Genomic DNA, 17,975 nt, shown 5'->3' on the forward strand with positions numbered 1-17,975 from the left:
GTAATGAGCCATATGGAAAATTATATCTCACTGATTTTCAAAATCCATAATTTATTGTACCTTATCGCATATCGACTCACGTTATGAAGCAGGAAAATTCACTCAGAAGCAGCAATTGGTTTGCCCGTGGAGGCAAAGATGGTTTTATTTACAGGGCCTGGTTAAAGAAACAAGGGATTCCTTCGCATGAACTGGAAGGCAAGCCCATTATAGGTATTTGTAACACCTGGTCGGAACTCACCCCCTGTAATTCTCATTTCAGGGAACTGGCGGAAGCCGTGAAGCGCGGCGTACTGGAAGCCGGTGGTTATCCGCTGGAGTTCCCCGTAATGTCGCTGGGCGAAACACTGATCAAACCTACCGCCATGTTATACCGGAATCTTGTGAGTATGGATGTGGAAGAATCGATCCGCGCCAATCCGCTTGACGGGGTAGTATTATTATGTGGATGTGACAAAACTACACCAGCATTGGTGATGGGCGCCTGTAGCGTCAATATCCCTACGATTGTGGTATCTGGTGGCGCCATGCTCACCGGACGGCACCGGGGCCATAGCATTGGTACCAGTGATATCTGGCGGTTTAGTGAAGATGTGAGGGCCGGCCGGATGAGCAACGAAGAACTGGCCATGGCAGAAGCCGGCATGTGCCGCAGCGACGGCCATTGCGCAGTAATGGGTACCGCTTCCACGATGGCCTGTATGGTAGAATCATTGGGATTATCACTGCCACAGAACGCAGCTATACCGGCGCCGGACGCCGCACGAAAAGTGTTATCGCAACTCTCCGGCAATGAAATCGTGAAAATGGTCTGCGAAAACCGGCGACTGTCTGATATCCTGACCAGGGAATCTTTTGAGAATGCGATCCGCGTAAATGCCGCCATTGGTGGTTCCACCAATTTTGTTATCCACCTGCTGGCCATCGCCGGCCGTATCGGGATAGAACTGAATCTGCAGGATATGGACACGTTTTCGGCCAATATCCCCCTGATTGCCAATCTCCAGCCCTCCGGCAGCTATTTCATGGAGGATTTGTATTACGCCGGTGGTTTACCCGCCGTCATGAATGCACTCCTGCAACACCTGCATACTGATTGTATGACTGCTAATGGAAAAACGATCGGCGCCAATTACGCCGATGCAGTGAGCTATAATAAAGAAGTCATCTCTACCCTGGAAGATCCTTTTAACGCCGTTTCCGGTATCGTGGTATTGAAAGGCAACATCTGCGAAGATGGTGCCGTTATCAAGCCATCTGCTGCAAGTCCGCACCTGATGCAGCATACCGGCAAAGCCGTTGTATTTGAAGACATCGATGATTATAAAAAAAGGATCGATGATCCTGCACTGGAGGTAGATGAAAACAGTATCCTGGTACTGAAAAACGTTGGCCCTAAAGGCTATCCCGGAATGCCGGAAGTAGGCAACCTGGGACTACCGGCTAAACTGCTGGCACGCGGTATCACCGATATGGTGCGCATTTCCGACGGAAGGATGAGCGGTACCGGTTTTGGTACCGTAGTACTGCATGTATCACCAGAAGCCGCTGCTGGTGGCAACCTGGCCATTATCCAGGAAGGCGATGTAATCACACTGGATGTACATCAGCGCCGCCTGTATGCCGATATTACCCCGGAAGAAATTGCCCGTAGAAAAGCAGCATGGAAACCGGTGTATCCGCAATCGACCCGTGGATATGTGCAACTGTACCAGCAACACGTAGAGCAGGCGCATCTGGGCGCTGATCTCGATTTTCTGAAAGGCAGCTCCGGCAGCCAGGTAACCAGGGACTCACACTAAATACCGGTTTATGACATTTGAAAACAAAGTAGCGATCGTAACCGGCGCCGGACAGGGCATCGGATTTGAAATAAGCAAACAACTCGCTTTGCAGGGCGCAGTGGTCATTCTGAATGATATTGACACGCCCCTCGCACAACAGGCTGCGGAGGCCATCACCGCCGCCAACGGCCGCTGTATAGCCATGCCTGGCGATTCCAGCGATGTGGCCTTTATTCAGCAGATGGTACATACCGCCGTTACCGAATACGGAAGACTCGATATCGTGATTGCCAACGCAGGTATTACGCTGTTTGGTAACTTCTTTACCTATACGCCCGAAGCATTTAACCGGGTGATGCAGGTAAACTTAGGCGGTACTTTCTTCCTGGCCCAAACGGCCGCTAACCAGATGAAACAACAACCCCAGGGTGGCTCCATCCTGTTTACCTCCTCCGTTACCGGCCACCAGGCGCATAAAGACCTGGCCGCCTACGGTATGAGTAAAGCGGCGCTGGAAATGCTGGCAAAAAACCTGGTCATTGAATTATCTGCACATAAGATTACGGTGAACACGATTGCGCCCGGCGCCACCCTTACGGAACGTACGCTGGACGATCCTTCCTACGAACGCACCTGGTCGGAACTCACGCCTATGGGGCGCCCTGCTCATACGCAGGATATCGCCAACGCAGCGCTATTCCTGGTATCTGATCACGCCAGGCATATTACAGGGCAAAGCCTGATTATCGATGGCGGGTGGACGAGTATCAGTCCTTCGCCGTTTTAAGCGCTATAAACTATGATCTGCGATCAGGTCCAGCAACTCCCTTGCATTGAGTTTGCCAGCCTGATCGCTGCCTTCCAGCAGCTGATCTGCCAGATCACGTTTACTATTGTGTAATGCAATGATTTTTTCTTCAATGGTATATTGCGCCACCAGACGGTAAATGGTAACCGGCCGGGTTTGACCGATACGGTGCGCCCTGTCGGAGGCCTGCTCCTCAATAGCCGGATTCCACCACGGATCCATATGAATCACATAATCGGCCGCAGTAAGATTAAGTCCCAATCCACCCGCTTTCAGGCTGATCAGAAACAATTGCGCCTTGCCCGCCTGGAAATCCTTCACCAGCTTATCCCGCTGCGATAAAGGCGTACTGCCGTCGAGGTAGAGATATGTGATGCCCAGGTGATTCAGCAGCTGCTTCACAAGATCCAAATGCTTCACAAACTGACTGAATACCAACGCCCGGTGTTGATTGGACACGAGTTCCTCTACTATCTCCCTGAATACGGATAGTTTGGAAGATGGGATCTCGCTTTCTGCATCCACCAGCTGCGGGTGACAAGCAGCCATTCTCAACCGGCTGATCTCTGCCAACGCACGGATATGCTGCTGCGCCATGCTACCCTCCTGTGCCTTGATATTTTCAAGGGCTTTCCGCCGCAATGCTTCGTAGAAGGAAGCTTCATCAGACGACAAAGGCACCAGTTTTACGATTTCTGTTTTTGGCGGTAACTCATCCAGCACACCTGTTTTAGTACGGCGTAAAATGAAAGGAGCAATTAATTTCTTAAGATGCTGTTTCACGGTGCTTTCCGGGTTACGCACCGAAGGGAAAACAAATTGTTTATTGAAATGATCCAGGCTGCCCAGCAGCCCGGGATTAAGGAAGTTAAACAGGTTCCAGATTTCGCCCATGTGATTTTGGATAGGCGTTCCTGTTAGCATCAGTTTAAATCCGGCCTGCATGGCCATTGCGGCTTTGGAAGTTTTTGTCTGGAAGTTTTTGATGGTATGTGCTTCATCCAGCACCAGGGTGGGCCATTTCACGCGGGCCAGCAATTTTTCTTCTGCCTGCAGCAGTCCATAGGTGGTGATGACCACATCAAACGGGCCGGCGCTTTTAATCAGCGTGGCACGATGCCCGTTATGCAGCAATATTACGTTCAGCGACGGGGCAAACCGTGCTATTTCATTGCTCCAGTTAGTCACTACAGAAGCCGGACAAATCACCAATGCAGGACCGTCGGGCGCCCGGTGTAACAGTAGCGCGATCGCCTGAATAGTTTTACCCAAGCCCATGTCATCTGCCAGGCAGGCGCCTGCCCCCCAGGCAGCGAGATGTGTCATCCAGCGGAAACCCTCTTCCTGGTAAGGTCGCAGCTCCGTTTGCAGTGTATCCGGTACCGTTACAGCCAGTTCCATTGCGCTGCTGCGCTTACGGGAAAAAGCTTTCCAGGCAGCATCGGTGGTAACACTACCTGCCTGCTCCAGCAGTTCATCCAGCACAGGTGCTGCATAAGGCTGTATACTGATATCCTGTTGATCTATATTTGCAACGCTGGACATTTCGTTTAACCGTCGGCGTAAATCGCCCGTCAATGCCAGGTACTCCCCGTTCTGCAAGGCGATAAATCGCTTCTTTACCGTGCGGGTGGTATCCAGCAGGTCTTTCAGCGCCAGCACCGTCATTTCATCTATTTTCAGTTCACCGGTGCACATAAACCAGTGATCTTTTTCTTTCAGGGAGATGCTCAGCTGCGCGAATCCTGCCTGCTGACGGACTTTATACCGTTCTCCTTCGGGCCATTCGGCCCTTACGAGTTCGGGATACTGATGAATAATTTCGAGTAGTTGCAGGCAGTCCAGCGGGTCTTCAAAGATGATGGTATCATCACCAAGATCCTGTTCAATAGCGCCTTGTATGAGGTTGAGCAACGCCGTTACATTAGTTTTTTCTTTAGCGAGATCGCGGATGGCCTGCCAGCGTTCTCCGTTGCTGATGCCGATAATATTATGCGCCCCTATACCTGGTTTGCAGTAAGGAGGATCTATGGTAAATGGCTTCACATAGATACCGGCTTTGAGGCCATCGCCGAGTGGCAGCAGTTGAATTACAATACGGCTGTCGCCCGGCCGCTTGTTGATGTTGGCGGCAATATCGCCCATATCCGCATGGATGGTCAGGTGTGCGCCGATGCTTTTCAACACCTGGATCAGCTTATCCTTGCCCGCAGCAGGTACCACCGGAATCTGCTGCAATGTTTGTAACAGGCGTCGTTGCTGGGCCGTGAGGTGAATCACTTTCAGGCGGGTATTGGTTTCCTTTACAAAAACGGTTTCGCTGACATAGTCATCAATATTGGCGCTAAAGGTATATCCATGGCCGGTTTTATTAACGCTTAGTTCGGGCTGTGCTTTAATGATTTCTACAGACAGCGTGATATCATCTGCAGAAAACAATAACGGGTGACCGGCAATTTCTTCCCAGACTGTTTCTGCAAAGGAATAGGATTCACCGTCGTAGTTGTAATAGTGATCCTTTTGTACGGTAGCGCCTATATGCAGATCCTGCTCAGTCATGGCTTCCGCCTTTCCTTCCTTGAGTTTCTTCAGCGCTACATTGCGGCCACTGCTCCAGGTGTTGCTGCCTTGCGAGGTTTGCAACACCGGTTGTATTTTATAGTGATCAAAATCTACCAGGTAAATCAGGCGGGTGGCGACCACCTGTTTTTCTTTTTTTGTGAGATGGCTATCCGCCCCTAAGAGGGTATTTAACAATCGCTCCCAGTCAGGTGTTTGCTCCATCTGTGAAAATACCGGCGGATAACCGGCAATGGCGCCTGCTTCCTGGAAAAGAGAGGCATATCCCTGGTAGTCATCTCCCTTAAATAAATATAAATATTCGTAGGTCAGTAACCGGTAGTGACGTTCCATACCCAGGTTCATGACCCGGGCAGCGGTCATACTAAAGTTGCGCAGCAATTTACTTTTGGGGTGCAGCAGCTGCAAACACAATACAGACAAGTAACTCAGGAGAGAACTTTCATCACCTTCCAGAATCAGCAGTAACAATTGTTCTCCTTTTTCTTTCCGGCCGGCATGAAAATGCAGTAAGCAAATGGCAGGCGTAATCGCCGGAAATAATTTGCGTTCATAGGCGCTCACAATTTTTGTGATGAGTGCATTTACGTGTTCACCCGGCAGTACAGCCAGTGTGAAGGCGTAATAGAACGCAAACAACGGTGATAACGGCAGTGTATTCTTTTTATCGTACTGCCGTTGACGTTTGATTCCTTTTTCAAAAAAAGCCAGGGCTTTTTCAGGTTGCCGCTGATACAGGAGGATCACTGCCTGGGCATAAAGATCATCCGCTGTTTTATCAGCGGGTGCTATCTGTAGTTGTCCCTGCAACAGCATCAGTTCCGGAAAATCCTGGCCATACTGCCGGGCAAAAGCTTCCAGTTCCTCTACCGGTGGCATTTTCAGCAAATTGTATTTTAATGCAAAGGATACAATTTTGTCCATGCTTTCCTGGCTGAAAAAGGCCAGTAATCCGGCATAAACGGGGAAATATAACAGGTAGGAAAGATAGGGCTGGTATTCAGACAGCTCCAGTTCTATTTTCCGGACAGGCGGCGATAATAAAAAGCGGTCGCCCGTAAAATACGCCACCAACACCTGCTGCAGATCCTGGATACGGGCACTGATGCTGTAAAAGGCGTGTACTGCGTAGCGGGTTCTTTCCAGCAAAGTAGCATAACGCGCCTGTTTAATATTTAGCGGAAAAAGAATAAAGTTCAATTCCGGGATCAGCGAATAATTGCCTGTCACATGCTTTATCACCAACCCGGATGCCATCAGGTGTTTTATGATTTCACTGATCCTGATACCTTTTATTTCTTCCACCCGGTTTACCGCGTCTGTAATGGTAAATGTTTCCAGGGGATACATGTACACAGACATTACGTCCATCACCAGCCGTGTATCGCCTTCCTGGGATTCATATTGCCGGAGGTAGAAACTTTCATTGACCATAGCAACAAAAGTAGCTGAAAATATTTTCAGCGGGAGACAACCTTTTTACTGTTTTTATCGAATACGCATAAGTACCGATTGTCTGACCCGGCTGTTACTGACCAACAGCCCGCAACAGCGTATGTTATTTCAAATTTCTAAAAATCACAACAGTATGAACTGCGTAAAAAACACCCTTCTTTCATTGATAGCCTTGTCTGGTATCATTGCGTTTTCTTCCTGCGGAAGTAAAAACGATGATCCGTCCACTCCTCCCACACCTAAGCCAGTGGTACAATTGAGCAGCAACGCTACCTTAGGGAATCATCTGACGGACGTAGATGGTAATTCCCTTTATTATTTCTCCAATGATTTTAATGGTAACAACAATTGCACGGGTGGCTGTGCGGCCGTATGGCCGGTGTACTATGCCGGCGACAACCTGGCGCAGGCAGCACTCGGAACGGGCCTGGACATCAAGGACTTTGGCTCCATCACCACCACCGATGGTAAAAAGCAATCTACCTATAAAGGATGGCCGCTGTATTACTATGCGCCACCATCCGGCGGCTACAACGTACGTGAAGCGCCCGGACAGACAAATGGAGAAGGCGTTGGCGGCATCTGGTTTGTTGCTAAAGCAGATTACTCCATACAGCTTGTAAACGGCCAGCTCGTTGGATCCGACGGAAAAAACTACCTGGCGGATCATACGGAAGGCACCGGTAAAACATTGTATTTCACCGATGCTAAAGGACTTACGCTCTATGCATTCAGCAAGGATAGTTTCAACATCAACAAATTTACAAAAGCGGATTTTTCCAATAATGCGGTATGGCCTATCTACGAAACGGATCAGATCGTAGTACCCTCTACGCTGGACAAAACATTATTCGGCAGCATTACCGTAGCCGGTAAAAAACAATTAACCTACAAAGGCTGGCCACTGTATTACTTCGGTCAGGATGCCGGTGTAAGAGGCGCTACCAAAGGTGTGAGCTTCCCTGCGCCAGGTGTATGGCCGGCAGTTACAAAGGATGTAGCCGCCGCTCCTAAGCCATAAACAGGCAATATGAAAAACGGATCAGCAGGAATACGATGTGGTATTCCTGTTGATCCGTTTCTATTGTTTCGCTTATTAAAAGCGCAAACTATTCTCTTCTGCTTTCTACCGTATATACAAAACTATCGGCCCTGTAATAACCCAGGTTATATTCGATAGGTCGTTCTCCCTGATCAAATACAAACCGTTTTCTTAACAGGATAGGGCTTCCTGATTCCAGTTCCAGTTTGCCCGAAATAAATTTATCGGCAGATTTTGCGCTGATTTCTTCTTTGGATAAAGTGGCTACCGTCATGTAATCCTTTTCCAGTATATCATACAGCGGACGTTTAAAATCCTCTTCACCGGTTAATCCCACTCTCGGGTGAAAATAGGAAATGAAATATACAAAAGGTCCTTCCGCTTTACCTCTCAAACGTTCCAGTTTCAGTACTTTCTTGTTAGGGCTAATTTCAAAAAAATTGGCAATGGTTTCATCCGGCAATACCCAGGTGACATGCAGTTCAAAGTTTTTGATAACAATGCCACGCGCGGTCATTTCCTGCGTGAAACTGAGCCAGTTCTTTGATTTAGAACTGATGGCAGCTTCTGCTACTTTTGTTCCCACTCCTTTTTTCCTGGTCAGCAGTCCTTCGTATACGAGTTTATTTAAAGCGTGACGTAAGGTAGATCTGGAAATCGCCAGTTGTTTGGCGAGCTGGACTTCGTTAGGTAAAAATTTTCCACCGGCATACTGTGGATCTTTTATCATATTCCTTAACAGGTTTTCTGCCTGTATATGAAGTGGTAAAGGATTTTTATGATCTATACTCAAATTCATGCAGCAAAGCAAGGGGAAATAAACAAGAAAAACAATTTTACCTGCGCTTATTTTGGCAGTATGTATGGTGGCGCTTCAAGATAAGAATAAGTACGACTAATTAATATGAATTTATTTTTAACATCATAATTATTTGATATTAAATTAATTATTAGCATACGATCTTGTTAAGACGATGTTAAAAACTTTTCTTGCATTAATAAATTTATGTTTATATGTTTGTACATAATATCCGGGGCCACATTATGAAAAAGATTTTTTCGATAATTCCCTTTATAGCAGGTATTGGTTTTCCTGTTTTCCTTTCCGGAAACCTGGCTGCTCAGAATAACCCAAAAAACCTTGCTGCCACGATACTGGCAGATAGCCGTCTGGACACGGTCCAGGCGCGTGCATTGAGATTACTGACAGACTTTACGGCGGGTACTTCTTACGGAGAAGTATGGATCCGGGATTTCAATACTTTTATTAACGGTTCCCTGCAGGTACTTCCACATGCCCAGGTGAAAGAAATGTTGCTGCTTTTTTTCCGGATGCAGGCGGCAGACGGGAATATCCCTGATGGCGTTATCCCGCGCGCAAAGGCGAATGGCGGCTACCAGTACCGTTATTCAGATCTGGCGCCGGAATGGGCAGCGCATAAGAATACAGTAGAAACCGACCAGGAAACTTCCCTGATCCAGGCGATCAAAAAATACGTGACAGCTACCGGCGATCAGGCCTTCCTTTTTTTAGTGATTAATGATAAAACGATTTTGCAACGGATAGAGGCCTCCATGGAGTATCTACTGAAAGAGCGCTGGTCGGAAAAATATGGTTTAATCACCGGAGCCACTACCATCGACTGGGGGGATGTTCAACCAGAAACCGGTTGGGGCGTGGCTATCAACGATAAAACGAAGTGGGCGATAGATATTTACGATAACGCGATGTTCGTAATCGCCATCCAGGATTTCCTGGCCATGCAGCCTCCCGGTTATAAGGCGCAACGGGACTGGCGCGCCGTAGCGGCCGGGATCCGCAAAAATGTACGCAAATACCTGTGGGATACGAAAGCACAGAAATATATCCCGCATCTTTACCTGGACGGCAGTCCGTTTTCCCCGTCCTTCAACGAAAAGGAAATACTTTATACAGGAGGCTCCGCCTGTGCGATACTGGCAGGATTCCATACCGCCAGCGAAATAGCAGCTATTAACCGGCAAATGACACAGGCCGCCGCCAAAGAAAAATTCGCCACCATTGGCATTACGGTATACCCGCCTTACCCCGCGCAGGAGTTTCCGAATATGCACCCTTATGTGTATCAGAACGCAGGCGACTGGACCTGGTTTGGCGGACGCATGATACAAGCCCTCATTATAAACGGATTTATACAGGAAGCAGTAGCAGAGCTCAAACCCATGACCGACCGCGTCATTGCTCACAACGGTTTCTTCGAATGGTACGACGTTCAGACAGGCACTCCAAAAGGATCAGGCAATTTTCGGGGAGAAGCAGGTGTTTTATCAGACGCCATCACGCTTTTGAAAAAATGGGCAATTAATCAGCAGTAATAATTAAACAATTAAGCCTGCTCATTTATTATTTATTCATCAACCGGATCTAACTGATTAAAAACACATCATCACATGAATAAAACCAAATCTCACTTGCAGTCATAGACACATCTATGACTAACATCAACTGAAACGTACAATTTACCGGCTATTATTCCATCATCTCTAAAGACTTGTTATGAAAGCAAAACTATTTTATGTGCTTGCATGCCTGCTATTCTCCATGCAGGCTATGGCCCAGATTAAGATAAGCGGCAAGGTCACCAGTGCCGCTGACGGAACCGCGATCCCCAATACGACGGTCGCTGTGAAAGGTACGTCCACCGGCACCATTGCCAATGTGGATGGCGTTTACACCGTTACGGTTCCGAATCAGAATGCCGTCCTTGTATTCTCCTTCACCGGATTCGGAAGCAAGGAGGTCGTGGTGGGCAATCAAACCACTATCAACGTTTCCCTCGAAGTGCAGGTAAACACCCTGAACGACCTGGTGGTGATCGGTTATGGATCGGTGAAAAAATCGGACCTCACCGGTGCCGTATCTTCCTTAAAAGCAGAAAGGATCATGGACGCACCTGTTCCCAACATCTCACAGGCTTTGCAGGGTAAAATTGCCGGTGTGGATGTAAACATCAACAGCAGTGCCCCCGGCCAGGCAGCTAAAGTGCGTATCCGTGGTATTGGCTCCATCAACTCGTTTGTTGACCCGCTATATGTAGTAGACGGTGTGGCCGGTGTAGATGGTAATGCCATCAACCCGAACGATATCGCCTCTATCGAAGTATTGAAAGATGCCTCCTCTACCGCGATCTATGGTGCCAGAGGCGCCAACGGTGTAATCATGATCACCACGAAACGCGGTAGATCAGGCCCCACCCAGGTAAGCTACCAGGGAGATGTAAACGTAAGCACCCTGGCCCGCCACCTCCGGACCCTGAACTCCGATGAATTTGTAAAAGTTTATAACGAAGCTTTTGCCAATGCCACCAAGTTCGACCCGGATCATGGCACCTGGACGCCTACCGCTATACTGGATCACGCCCACTATCCTTTGCTGTTTGATGAAAACAACAAACCACTGTACAACACCAACTGGGAAAAGGAAACCTATAAACCAGCCGTTTCTACCAGTCACCAGCTGAATTTCCAGGGCGGTACCGACAAACTCTTATACAGCGCTTCCCTCGGTTATCTCGATCAGAATGGTCTGATGATCAATTCCTGGTTCAGAAGATATTCCGCCAGGGCCACTTTTGATGACCAGGTAAAAGACTGGCTGAAAATAGGCGGTAGCCTGAATATCGTATCCAGTACCCAAAGACTGGTATCTGATGGTAATGGTTCCCTGAACGTACCCAGGATGGTAACGGAAGAAGTACCCATCGTTCCGGTAAGATATCCTGATGGCACCTGGGCAGGCAACTACGACATTGCCGGTCTGGAAGGAGGTCCAAACCCGGTACAGATAGCCCAGAACAGGTATACCCTGAACAACCAGATGCATACCCTGGGTAACTTCTATATGCAGTTCCGCATTACCAAAGACCTGGAATTCAAAACAGACTTTGGTTATGACCAGATCAGCAATAAAGCAAACTTCTATTCTGCCGGTAACCTGCCCCACTTATCACAGGACCAGGGTGGTGTAGCGAGGATTACCAACGACTACAACAAATACTGGCAGTCAGAAAACTACCTGACTTACAATAAAACATTCAAAAACAACAATACCTTAAACGCCATTGCCGGTATTTCCTTCCTGGAATACAATGCACAAAACAATCTCTCGGAAACGCAGAACTTCCTGTCTGATTACTTCCAGTGGAACTACCAGGCGGCAGGATCGGTACGCGCCAATATCACTTCCCAGACACAGCCATGGTCGATGAACTCTTACTATGCGCGTGTGAACTATAGCATTAAAGGTAAATATCTCTTTACTGCTACCGGCAGGTATGATGGTTCTTCCAAATTCAGCAAGGACAACCAGTTTGCGTTCTTCCCTTCAGTAGCCGCCGCATGGCGTGTGTCTGAAGAAGACTTCCTGAAAAACAGCAAAACGATCAACAACCTGAAAATCCGCGCCAGTTACGGTACATCCGGTAACCAGGAAATTGGATTGTTCCAGAGTTTAGCACAACTCAGACCAGACCAGGTGGTGTTAAATGGCGCCAACCAACCCACCCTGATCCCCGGATATGTGGGTAACCCTGATCTGAAATGGGAACGTTCCAACCAGATTGATGCAGGTCTGGAATTAGTAATGGTAGATAACCGCATTAACCTGAACGTGGATTACTACAACCGTAAAACCTCCGACCTCCTGCTCGCAGCGCCTATTCCATGGTCTGCCGGTATGTACACCCCCAATGTGTATAAAAATGTGGGAGAAGTGAGAAATACCGGTCTGGAAGTAAACCTCAGCACGATCAACATCCAGAAACCAAACTTTACCTGGAGTACCACCTTTGTTTTTGCGACCAACAAAAACAGAATCCTGACGCTCAACGATGGTAACGCAGATATCTTCCCTGGTCCCAACTTCCTGGGTCAGACCAATATCCTGCGGGTAGGTGAACCCATTGGTTCGTTTTATGGTATGAACCGCTTAGGTACCTACAGCACCGATGAAGCAGCGGAAGCAGCCAAGCATTCCCTGTTACCCGGCGACAGAAAATATGAGTATGACGCCAATGGCAACGCGGTATACGGCATCATAGGCCGTGCATATCCAAAATGGACCGGTACTTTCAGCAGTACATTTAAATTGAAAGGATGGGACTTCACTTTTGATATCCGTTTTGTACAGGGTGTAAATACCGCTGCTGCGTTCAAGCACTCTACCGAAGACCGTCAGACGCTGGCAAACAGCCTGGCTACTGTATTGAATGCCTGGACTCCGGAAAATCAGAACACGCATATTGCACAGGTGCGTAGCTACAAATTCACACAGGATTCCCATTTTGATACCTGGTGGGTAGAGGATGGTTCCTATATCAGAGGTCAGAATTTCACCCTGGGTTATTCCTTCCCGGAATCATGGCTGGAAAGAAGCCATATCACCAAGTTCCGCATTTATGCGAGCGTGCAAAACCTTTTCCTGATCACCAAATACACTGGTTATGATCCTGAAGTAGACACTTTTAACTTCGGTTATGGTACCAACACCGGTTTCTCCCAGAACATCGACTTCTTCCCTTATCCCCGCCCACGCGTGTGGAACCTGGGTGTGAATGTCAGCTTCTGATGAAAAACGTGTACCCGTTGATGTGATAACCTTTTTAGTGAATTTAAAAATAAGAAAATGAAAACGACTCAACATATCATACTCGTCTTGCTGGTGTTGCTTAGCTGCTCCTGCAAAAAGTTCCTGGAACAGCAACCTTCGAATTTCATTCCGCCGGATGCCGACCTGTCGGATCCCAAAGTGGCAAGAGCCATTGCAGATGGCTCTTACCAGTATCTGCAGGGCTTTTTGCAGGGCCAGCCGTCTTCCTATGGTGGTAATGTTTACAACCTGATGGAGTTCATGACAGGCAAATCGAACAGTGATCTGGGACAAACCGGTTTTGCCAGTTTCCAGAACCTGAGCTACAATGCGACCTCCTTCTATTTCGATACCTGGTGGCAACGTTTATACATGGGTATAGGCGCCTGTAACCTGGCCATCCAGAATTTGCCGCAGGCAAAAGTTACAGATGCTGTTAAAACAAACATGCTGGCCGAAGCGCATACCCTGCGCGCACTCTACTATTTTCACCTGGTGAGAATGTATGGTGCGGTTCCCAGTGTAACCCAAGTGCCAAAAGACCTGAACCTGAATCTGCCACGCACTGCAGCCAAGGATATTTACGACCAGATCATTATTCCAGACCTGGTACTTGCCGCCAAATCCACGCTGCCATGGTCCGATAAAACCGGCCGTGTGTCAATGGGGCTCGTGCAATCATTACTCGCAGATGTATACCTGACTTACGCCGGAGCGGCTATCAACGGCGGTAACCAGTATTATGGCCTGTCCGCCGCAGCCTCCAAGGCCGTGATCACACAGGGCGGTTATTTCCTCTTCCCTGAATACACTGACATGATCAACCCGGCAAATAAAAATACCGGCGAATTTATTTTTCAGGTACAATACGCGGCCGCCGTGCCAAGTATCAATCCACTGACACCTTTAACCATTCCTAACTACGCGGGTATTTCCCAGTATTCTGATGAGTATGGAGCAGTGTATCCTACTCCGCAGTTTATTGCGTCTTTCCCTGCCGGTGACAAACGTGTACAGGAAAGACAATTCTTCTATACCAAGTACAAGAAGAAAAACCCTGCCGTTGATACCATTACGTTTAAAGGACCTTACATCTATAAATGGTTTGATTCTTCTGCTGTTGTAAGTACCGCTAAGTCGGATCTCAACTATACGCTTTACCGCCTCGCAGATGTGTACCTGCTGTATGCGGAAGCTTCCAACCGTGCGGAAGGCGCTCCCAACGCGGATGCTATTGAATACCTGAGACGCGTACGTGCCCGTGCGAAGCTGGCACCGCTGCCAGCAGGTATGTCGCAGGCTGCTTTCGAACAGGAAGTATGGGCCCAACGCTACTATGAACTGTGCTTTGAAAATAAAATGTGGTTCGATATGGTACGGACCCGGAAAGTACATAATGATGTAACCGGTGCCTGGGATAATTTCGTAGGACACAAAACCGTTTTCGGCGCCACTTTCGCGGAAAAGAACCTGCTGTTCCCTGTTCCTAAACAGGAAATAGATGTAAATCCTAAACTGCTTCCGAATAATACCGGATTCTAAGCGTATACTTTTTTAGTTTCGGGGAGATGACCACTCGTTAAGGCGGTCATCTCCCCGATCTTTTTTCGTGATTTCAGATAGCTATTTATTCATAATCCTAAAATATGTACGTATGTTTGTACATATGAAGCATATCATAGCATCACTCCTGTTATGTAGCTGCCTCGGAAGCGCCTGTGCTCTTGCGCAGAAGGCCGTTATTCCCGCCAGCCACAGCCAGTCTTCCCCAGACACGAAGACCAACCGGCAACGCCGCACATCTGCTGAAACGAATCCGGCGAATCAGTCAACTTCCTTTACCAGCATTGAATTACAGCCTACCGTCGCCTATCTCCGGGATCATGGCGCCGCAGCACGCATGGTAAGGATCCGTTTTCATGGAGGCAGCAGTTATAAGGCTGCTACGGTGTATACCCAATTTAATGGGCGGGAAGACAGCACCACGCTACCTGCCAGCACCGCTGGTATGACGGATTATGAACTGGCACTCCCCGGACCACCGGTGGAGAAGGATGCCCAGCTGTTTGTACGCCTGGTCAGCGACGGACAAACTTATACCGCCCGCTGTATTATAGCACCGGCGCGGCAATGGAAGGTGTATCTTATGCCGCACTCCCATGTGGACGTGGGCTATACGAATGTACAGGCAAAAGTGCTGGCCATTCATATGAACAACATTGATGAAGCCATCAAAATAGCGGCCCGCACGGCCAACTATCCGGTGGAAGCCCGCTTTAAATGGAATACAGAAGCCCTTTGGGTAGTAGATAAATATCTTTCCACTGCGAGCAACGAAAAGAAACAGGCCTTCAAAGAAGCAGTACAGAAAGGCTGGATCAACCTGGATGGCGCTTATGCCAATACCAATACCAGTGCAACCTCTTCCGCCCAGCTGCTGCAATTATTCAGCACCGGCGCCCGCCTGGCAAAAGATTACGGGATGCAGATCCACACCATGTTCCAGGGAGATGTACCAGGCGCTTCATGGGGCCTGATCAGCCAGTCGAATCTTACCGGCGTTCATTACTTTCTCAGTGCGCCCAATGCCAACGACCGCATCGGCAGCTCCGGGCAATGGCGCGATAAACCTTTCTACTGGCGCGATGCCTCCGGTCAGCAACAGGTGCTGTTCTGGCAATCCTCCCCCTACTCTATCGGCTATACGCTGAAAGGAAGTAAAATCCCGAACTTCTTTACCGTGGAAGATCCCAAACCTTATTATACGGGCAAACCCAGCGATAATTTTCTGAACCCATACCTGTTTGATTATCTCTCGCAGCTGGAGCAAAAAACATTTCCCTATAACATGACCCTGCTTACCTGGGCCATGAGCGATAATGCACCCATAGACCCCGAACTGCCGGACGCAGTAAAAGCATGGAATGAGCGGTACGCATCTCCCCAACTGGTGATCACCTCCGTAAAACAATTCTTCCAGGATTTTGAAACCGCCTGGAAAGATAAAATACCGGTCATGAGCGGTGATTACACTGAATACTGGACAGACGGCATCGCCTCCGGCGCCAGGGAAACTGCCATTAACCGGCAGGCCTCCGACCGGCTGCAACAGGCGGGCGCCATCTGGGCTATCCGCAATAAACCAGGCTACCCTGCAGATTCTTTTCATAATACCTGGCTGAACCTGCTGATGTTCAACGAACATACCTGGGGCGCGTATAACAGCGTATCAGAACCACAGGATCCTAAAGCAATCGCCCAATGGCGATACAAGCAGGCATTTGCACTGAACGCACAGCAGCAGTCGATCGCATTGCTGGATAGCAGTACCAACGGGGCTGCAAATGCCGCTGGGGATAACGCTAAAGAATATACGGGAAATACAGCCAATGCAGTAGATGTGTTTAATACGCTCGGCCAGCCACATACCGCAGTGGTATTGATACCGGCGGCTCTTAGCCAGGCAGGCGACCAGGTAAAAGACAGCCAGGGGAAAAAATTACCCTCGCAAAGACTGAGTACCGGCGAACTGGCATTTCTAGCCACCGCACTTCCGCCATTTTCCAAACAAAGATTTACCATACATGCCGGCCCACAAACAACCGGCACGAAAGCTACTGTCACAGCCAACAGCCTGGATAATGGCCTTTACACCATCCGGGTAGATCCCAACACCGGCAATATCACAGAGCTACGCAAAAAGGGCTACGATGGCAACCTGGCCGATGCTGCCGGTCTGAATCAATACTCCTATATGCCAGGCGATTCTGCTGAAAAGGTAGTTTCCAGCGCCCAAGCCAATATCCGGATCAAAGAAAAAGGACCATTGGTGGTAAGTTTACTGATCACTACACCTGCACCCGGCGCCAATTCACTCACCCGGGAAATCAGGCTGGCAGCAGGCAGCGACCAGATTACCCTCATCAATACCCTCGACAAAAAAGCCATCGGCGATAAGGAAAGCGTACACTTTGTATTTCCGTTCCATGTACCGGGCGCACAGGTACGTTACAGTATTCCCTGGGGAAGTATCCGCGCCGAAGCAGATCAACTGCCGTATACTAACAGGAACTGGTATACGCAGCAACGCTGGGTAGATGTTTCCAATAAAAACGTAGGCGTTACCTGGTCCAGCCCGGATGCACCATTGTTTGAAATCGGGCAATATCCTACAGCGGGTTTGCTGGGCGGGCTGCATAATTCACCCCGCTGGCTCGCCTTCACAGAACAGCAGCCACTCATTTCTTCCTGGGTGATGAATAATCTCTGGCATACCAATTTCCGCCGCGACCAGGAAGGGCCAACCACCTTTCACTACTACCTGCAGGTACATGGCGCCTATGATGCCGCCGTGGTAAATCGTGCAGGCCTGGAACATCATCAGCCGCCTGTTGTTACTGCCGCCAGCGGCCCTGCTTCAGAACGTCTTTTCTTCGATATAAACGGAGGACCGGTGTATGTGGAAAATCTTTACCCTGCTGCAGATGGCAATGGCGTACTGCTGCAACTGGTCAACAGTGCCGATCATACAGCCACGGTGACGCTCACTTCAAAGAATGCATTGAGCATCTCTGAAAGTGATTTACTGGAAACCAACAAGAAAACGCTGTCAGATAGTTTTGAGATACCTGCAAAAGGCATCCTGATGATCCGTGTCGCCAGGAAATAAAAGGACGTTTC

9 protein-coding genes are annotated in these 17,975 nt (G+C 48.7%); 7 read left to right on the forward strand and 2 right to left on the reverse strand.

Translation table 11 applies throughout. The features are described from left to right. Positions 1 to 83 precede the first annotated feature (83 nt). Positions 84 to 1,802, forward strand: coding sequence for an IlvD/Edd family dehydratase (locus BMW79_RS26945; RefSeq protein ID WP_089900521.1), 1,719 nt, complete (start codon positions 84 to 86; stop codon positions 1,800 to 1,802). Between the two features lie 10 nt (positions 1,803 to 1,812). After that, positions 1,813 to 2,571: an SDR family NAD(P)-dependent oxidoreductase gene (locus BMW79_RS26950; RefSeq protein ID WP_089900524.1), complete on the forward strand. Its 759-nt coding sequence runs from the start codon at positions 1,813 to 1,815 to the stop codon at positions 2,569 to 2,571. Positions 2,572 to 2,574: 3 nt separating this feature from the next. Here BMW79_RS26950 and BMW79_RS26955 read toward each other — a convergent pair whose 3' ends face one another. Next, positions 2,575 to 6,606 (reverse strand): DEAD/DEAH box helicase, encoded by a 4,032-nt coding sequence (locus BMW79_RS26955; RefSeq protein ID WP_089900528.1) that lies wholly within the window; start codon positions 6,604 to 6,606, stop codon positions 2,575 to 2,577. A 154-nt stretch (positions 6,607 to 6,760) separates the two neighbouring features. Between BMW79_RS26955 and BMW79_RS26960 the strand changes: the two genes are divergently transcribed. Then, positions 6,761 to 7,648, forward strand: a complete 888-nt coding sequence (locus tag BMW79_RS26960; protein ID WP_089900531.1) for a hypothetical protein — start codon at positions 6,761 to 6,763, stop codon at positions 7,646 to 7,648. A gap of 88 nt (positions 7,649 to 7,736) precedes the next feature. On the opposite strand, the gene BMW79_RS26965 is transcribed toward BMW79_RS26960, so the two are convergent. Beyond that, positions 7,737 to 8,468, reverse strand: coding sequence for a GntR family transcriptional regulator (locus BMW79_RS26965; protein WP_089900535.1), 732 nt, complete (start codon positions 8,466 to 8,468; stop codon positions 7,737 to 7,739). 245 nt (positions 8,469 to 8,713) lie between these two features. On the opposite strand from BMW79_RS26965, the gene BMW79_RS26970 reads away from it, so the two are divergent. The 4 genes from BMW79_RS26970 to BMW79_RS26985 all read left to right on the forward strand — a co-directional run bounded on the left by BMW79_RS26970 (position 8,714) and on the right by BMW79_RS26985 (position 17,964). After that, a complete protein-coding gene (locus tag BMW79_RS26970; protein WP_089904304.1) occupies positions 8,714 to 10,024 on the forward strand; it encodes a glucosidase family protein in 1,311 nt (436 codons plus the stop codon). A 181-nt stretch (positions 10,025 to 10,205) separates the two neighbouring features. Continuing rightward, positions 10,206 to 13,274 carry a SusC/RagA family TonB-linked outer membrane protein gene (locus BMW79_RS26975; protein WP_089900538.1) on the forward strand — a complete coding sequence of 1,023 codons (3,069 nt, stop codon included), beginning with the start codon at positions 10,206 to 10,208 and terminating at the stop codon, positions 13,272 to 13,274. 57 nt (positions 13,275 to 13,331) lie between these two features. Beyond that, positions 13,332 to 14,837 carry a RagB/SusD family nutrient uptake outer membrane protein gene (locus BMW79_RS26980; protein WP_089900541.1) on the forward strand — a complete coding sequence of 502 codons (1,506 nt, stop codon included), beginning with the start codon at positions 13,332 to 13,334 and terminating at the stop codon, positions 14,835 to 14,837. Between the two features lie 112 nt (positions 14,838 to 14,949). Beyond that, positions 14,950 to 17,964, forward strand: a complete 3,015-nt coding sequence (locus BMW79_RS26985; RefSeq protein ID WP_245752694.1) for a glycoside hydrolase family 38 N-terminal domain-containing protein — start codon at positions 14,950 to 14,952, stop codon at positions 17,962 to 17,964. Positions 17,965 to 17,975 lie beyond the last annotated feature (11 nt).

This window comes from Chitinophaga arvensicola, assembly GCF_900110835.1.
GTDB classification, from domain to species: domain Bacteria; phylum Bacteroidota; class Bacteroidia; order Chitinophagales; family Chitinophagaceae; genus Chitinophaga; species Chitinophaga arvensicola.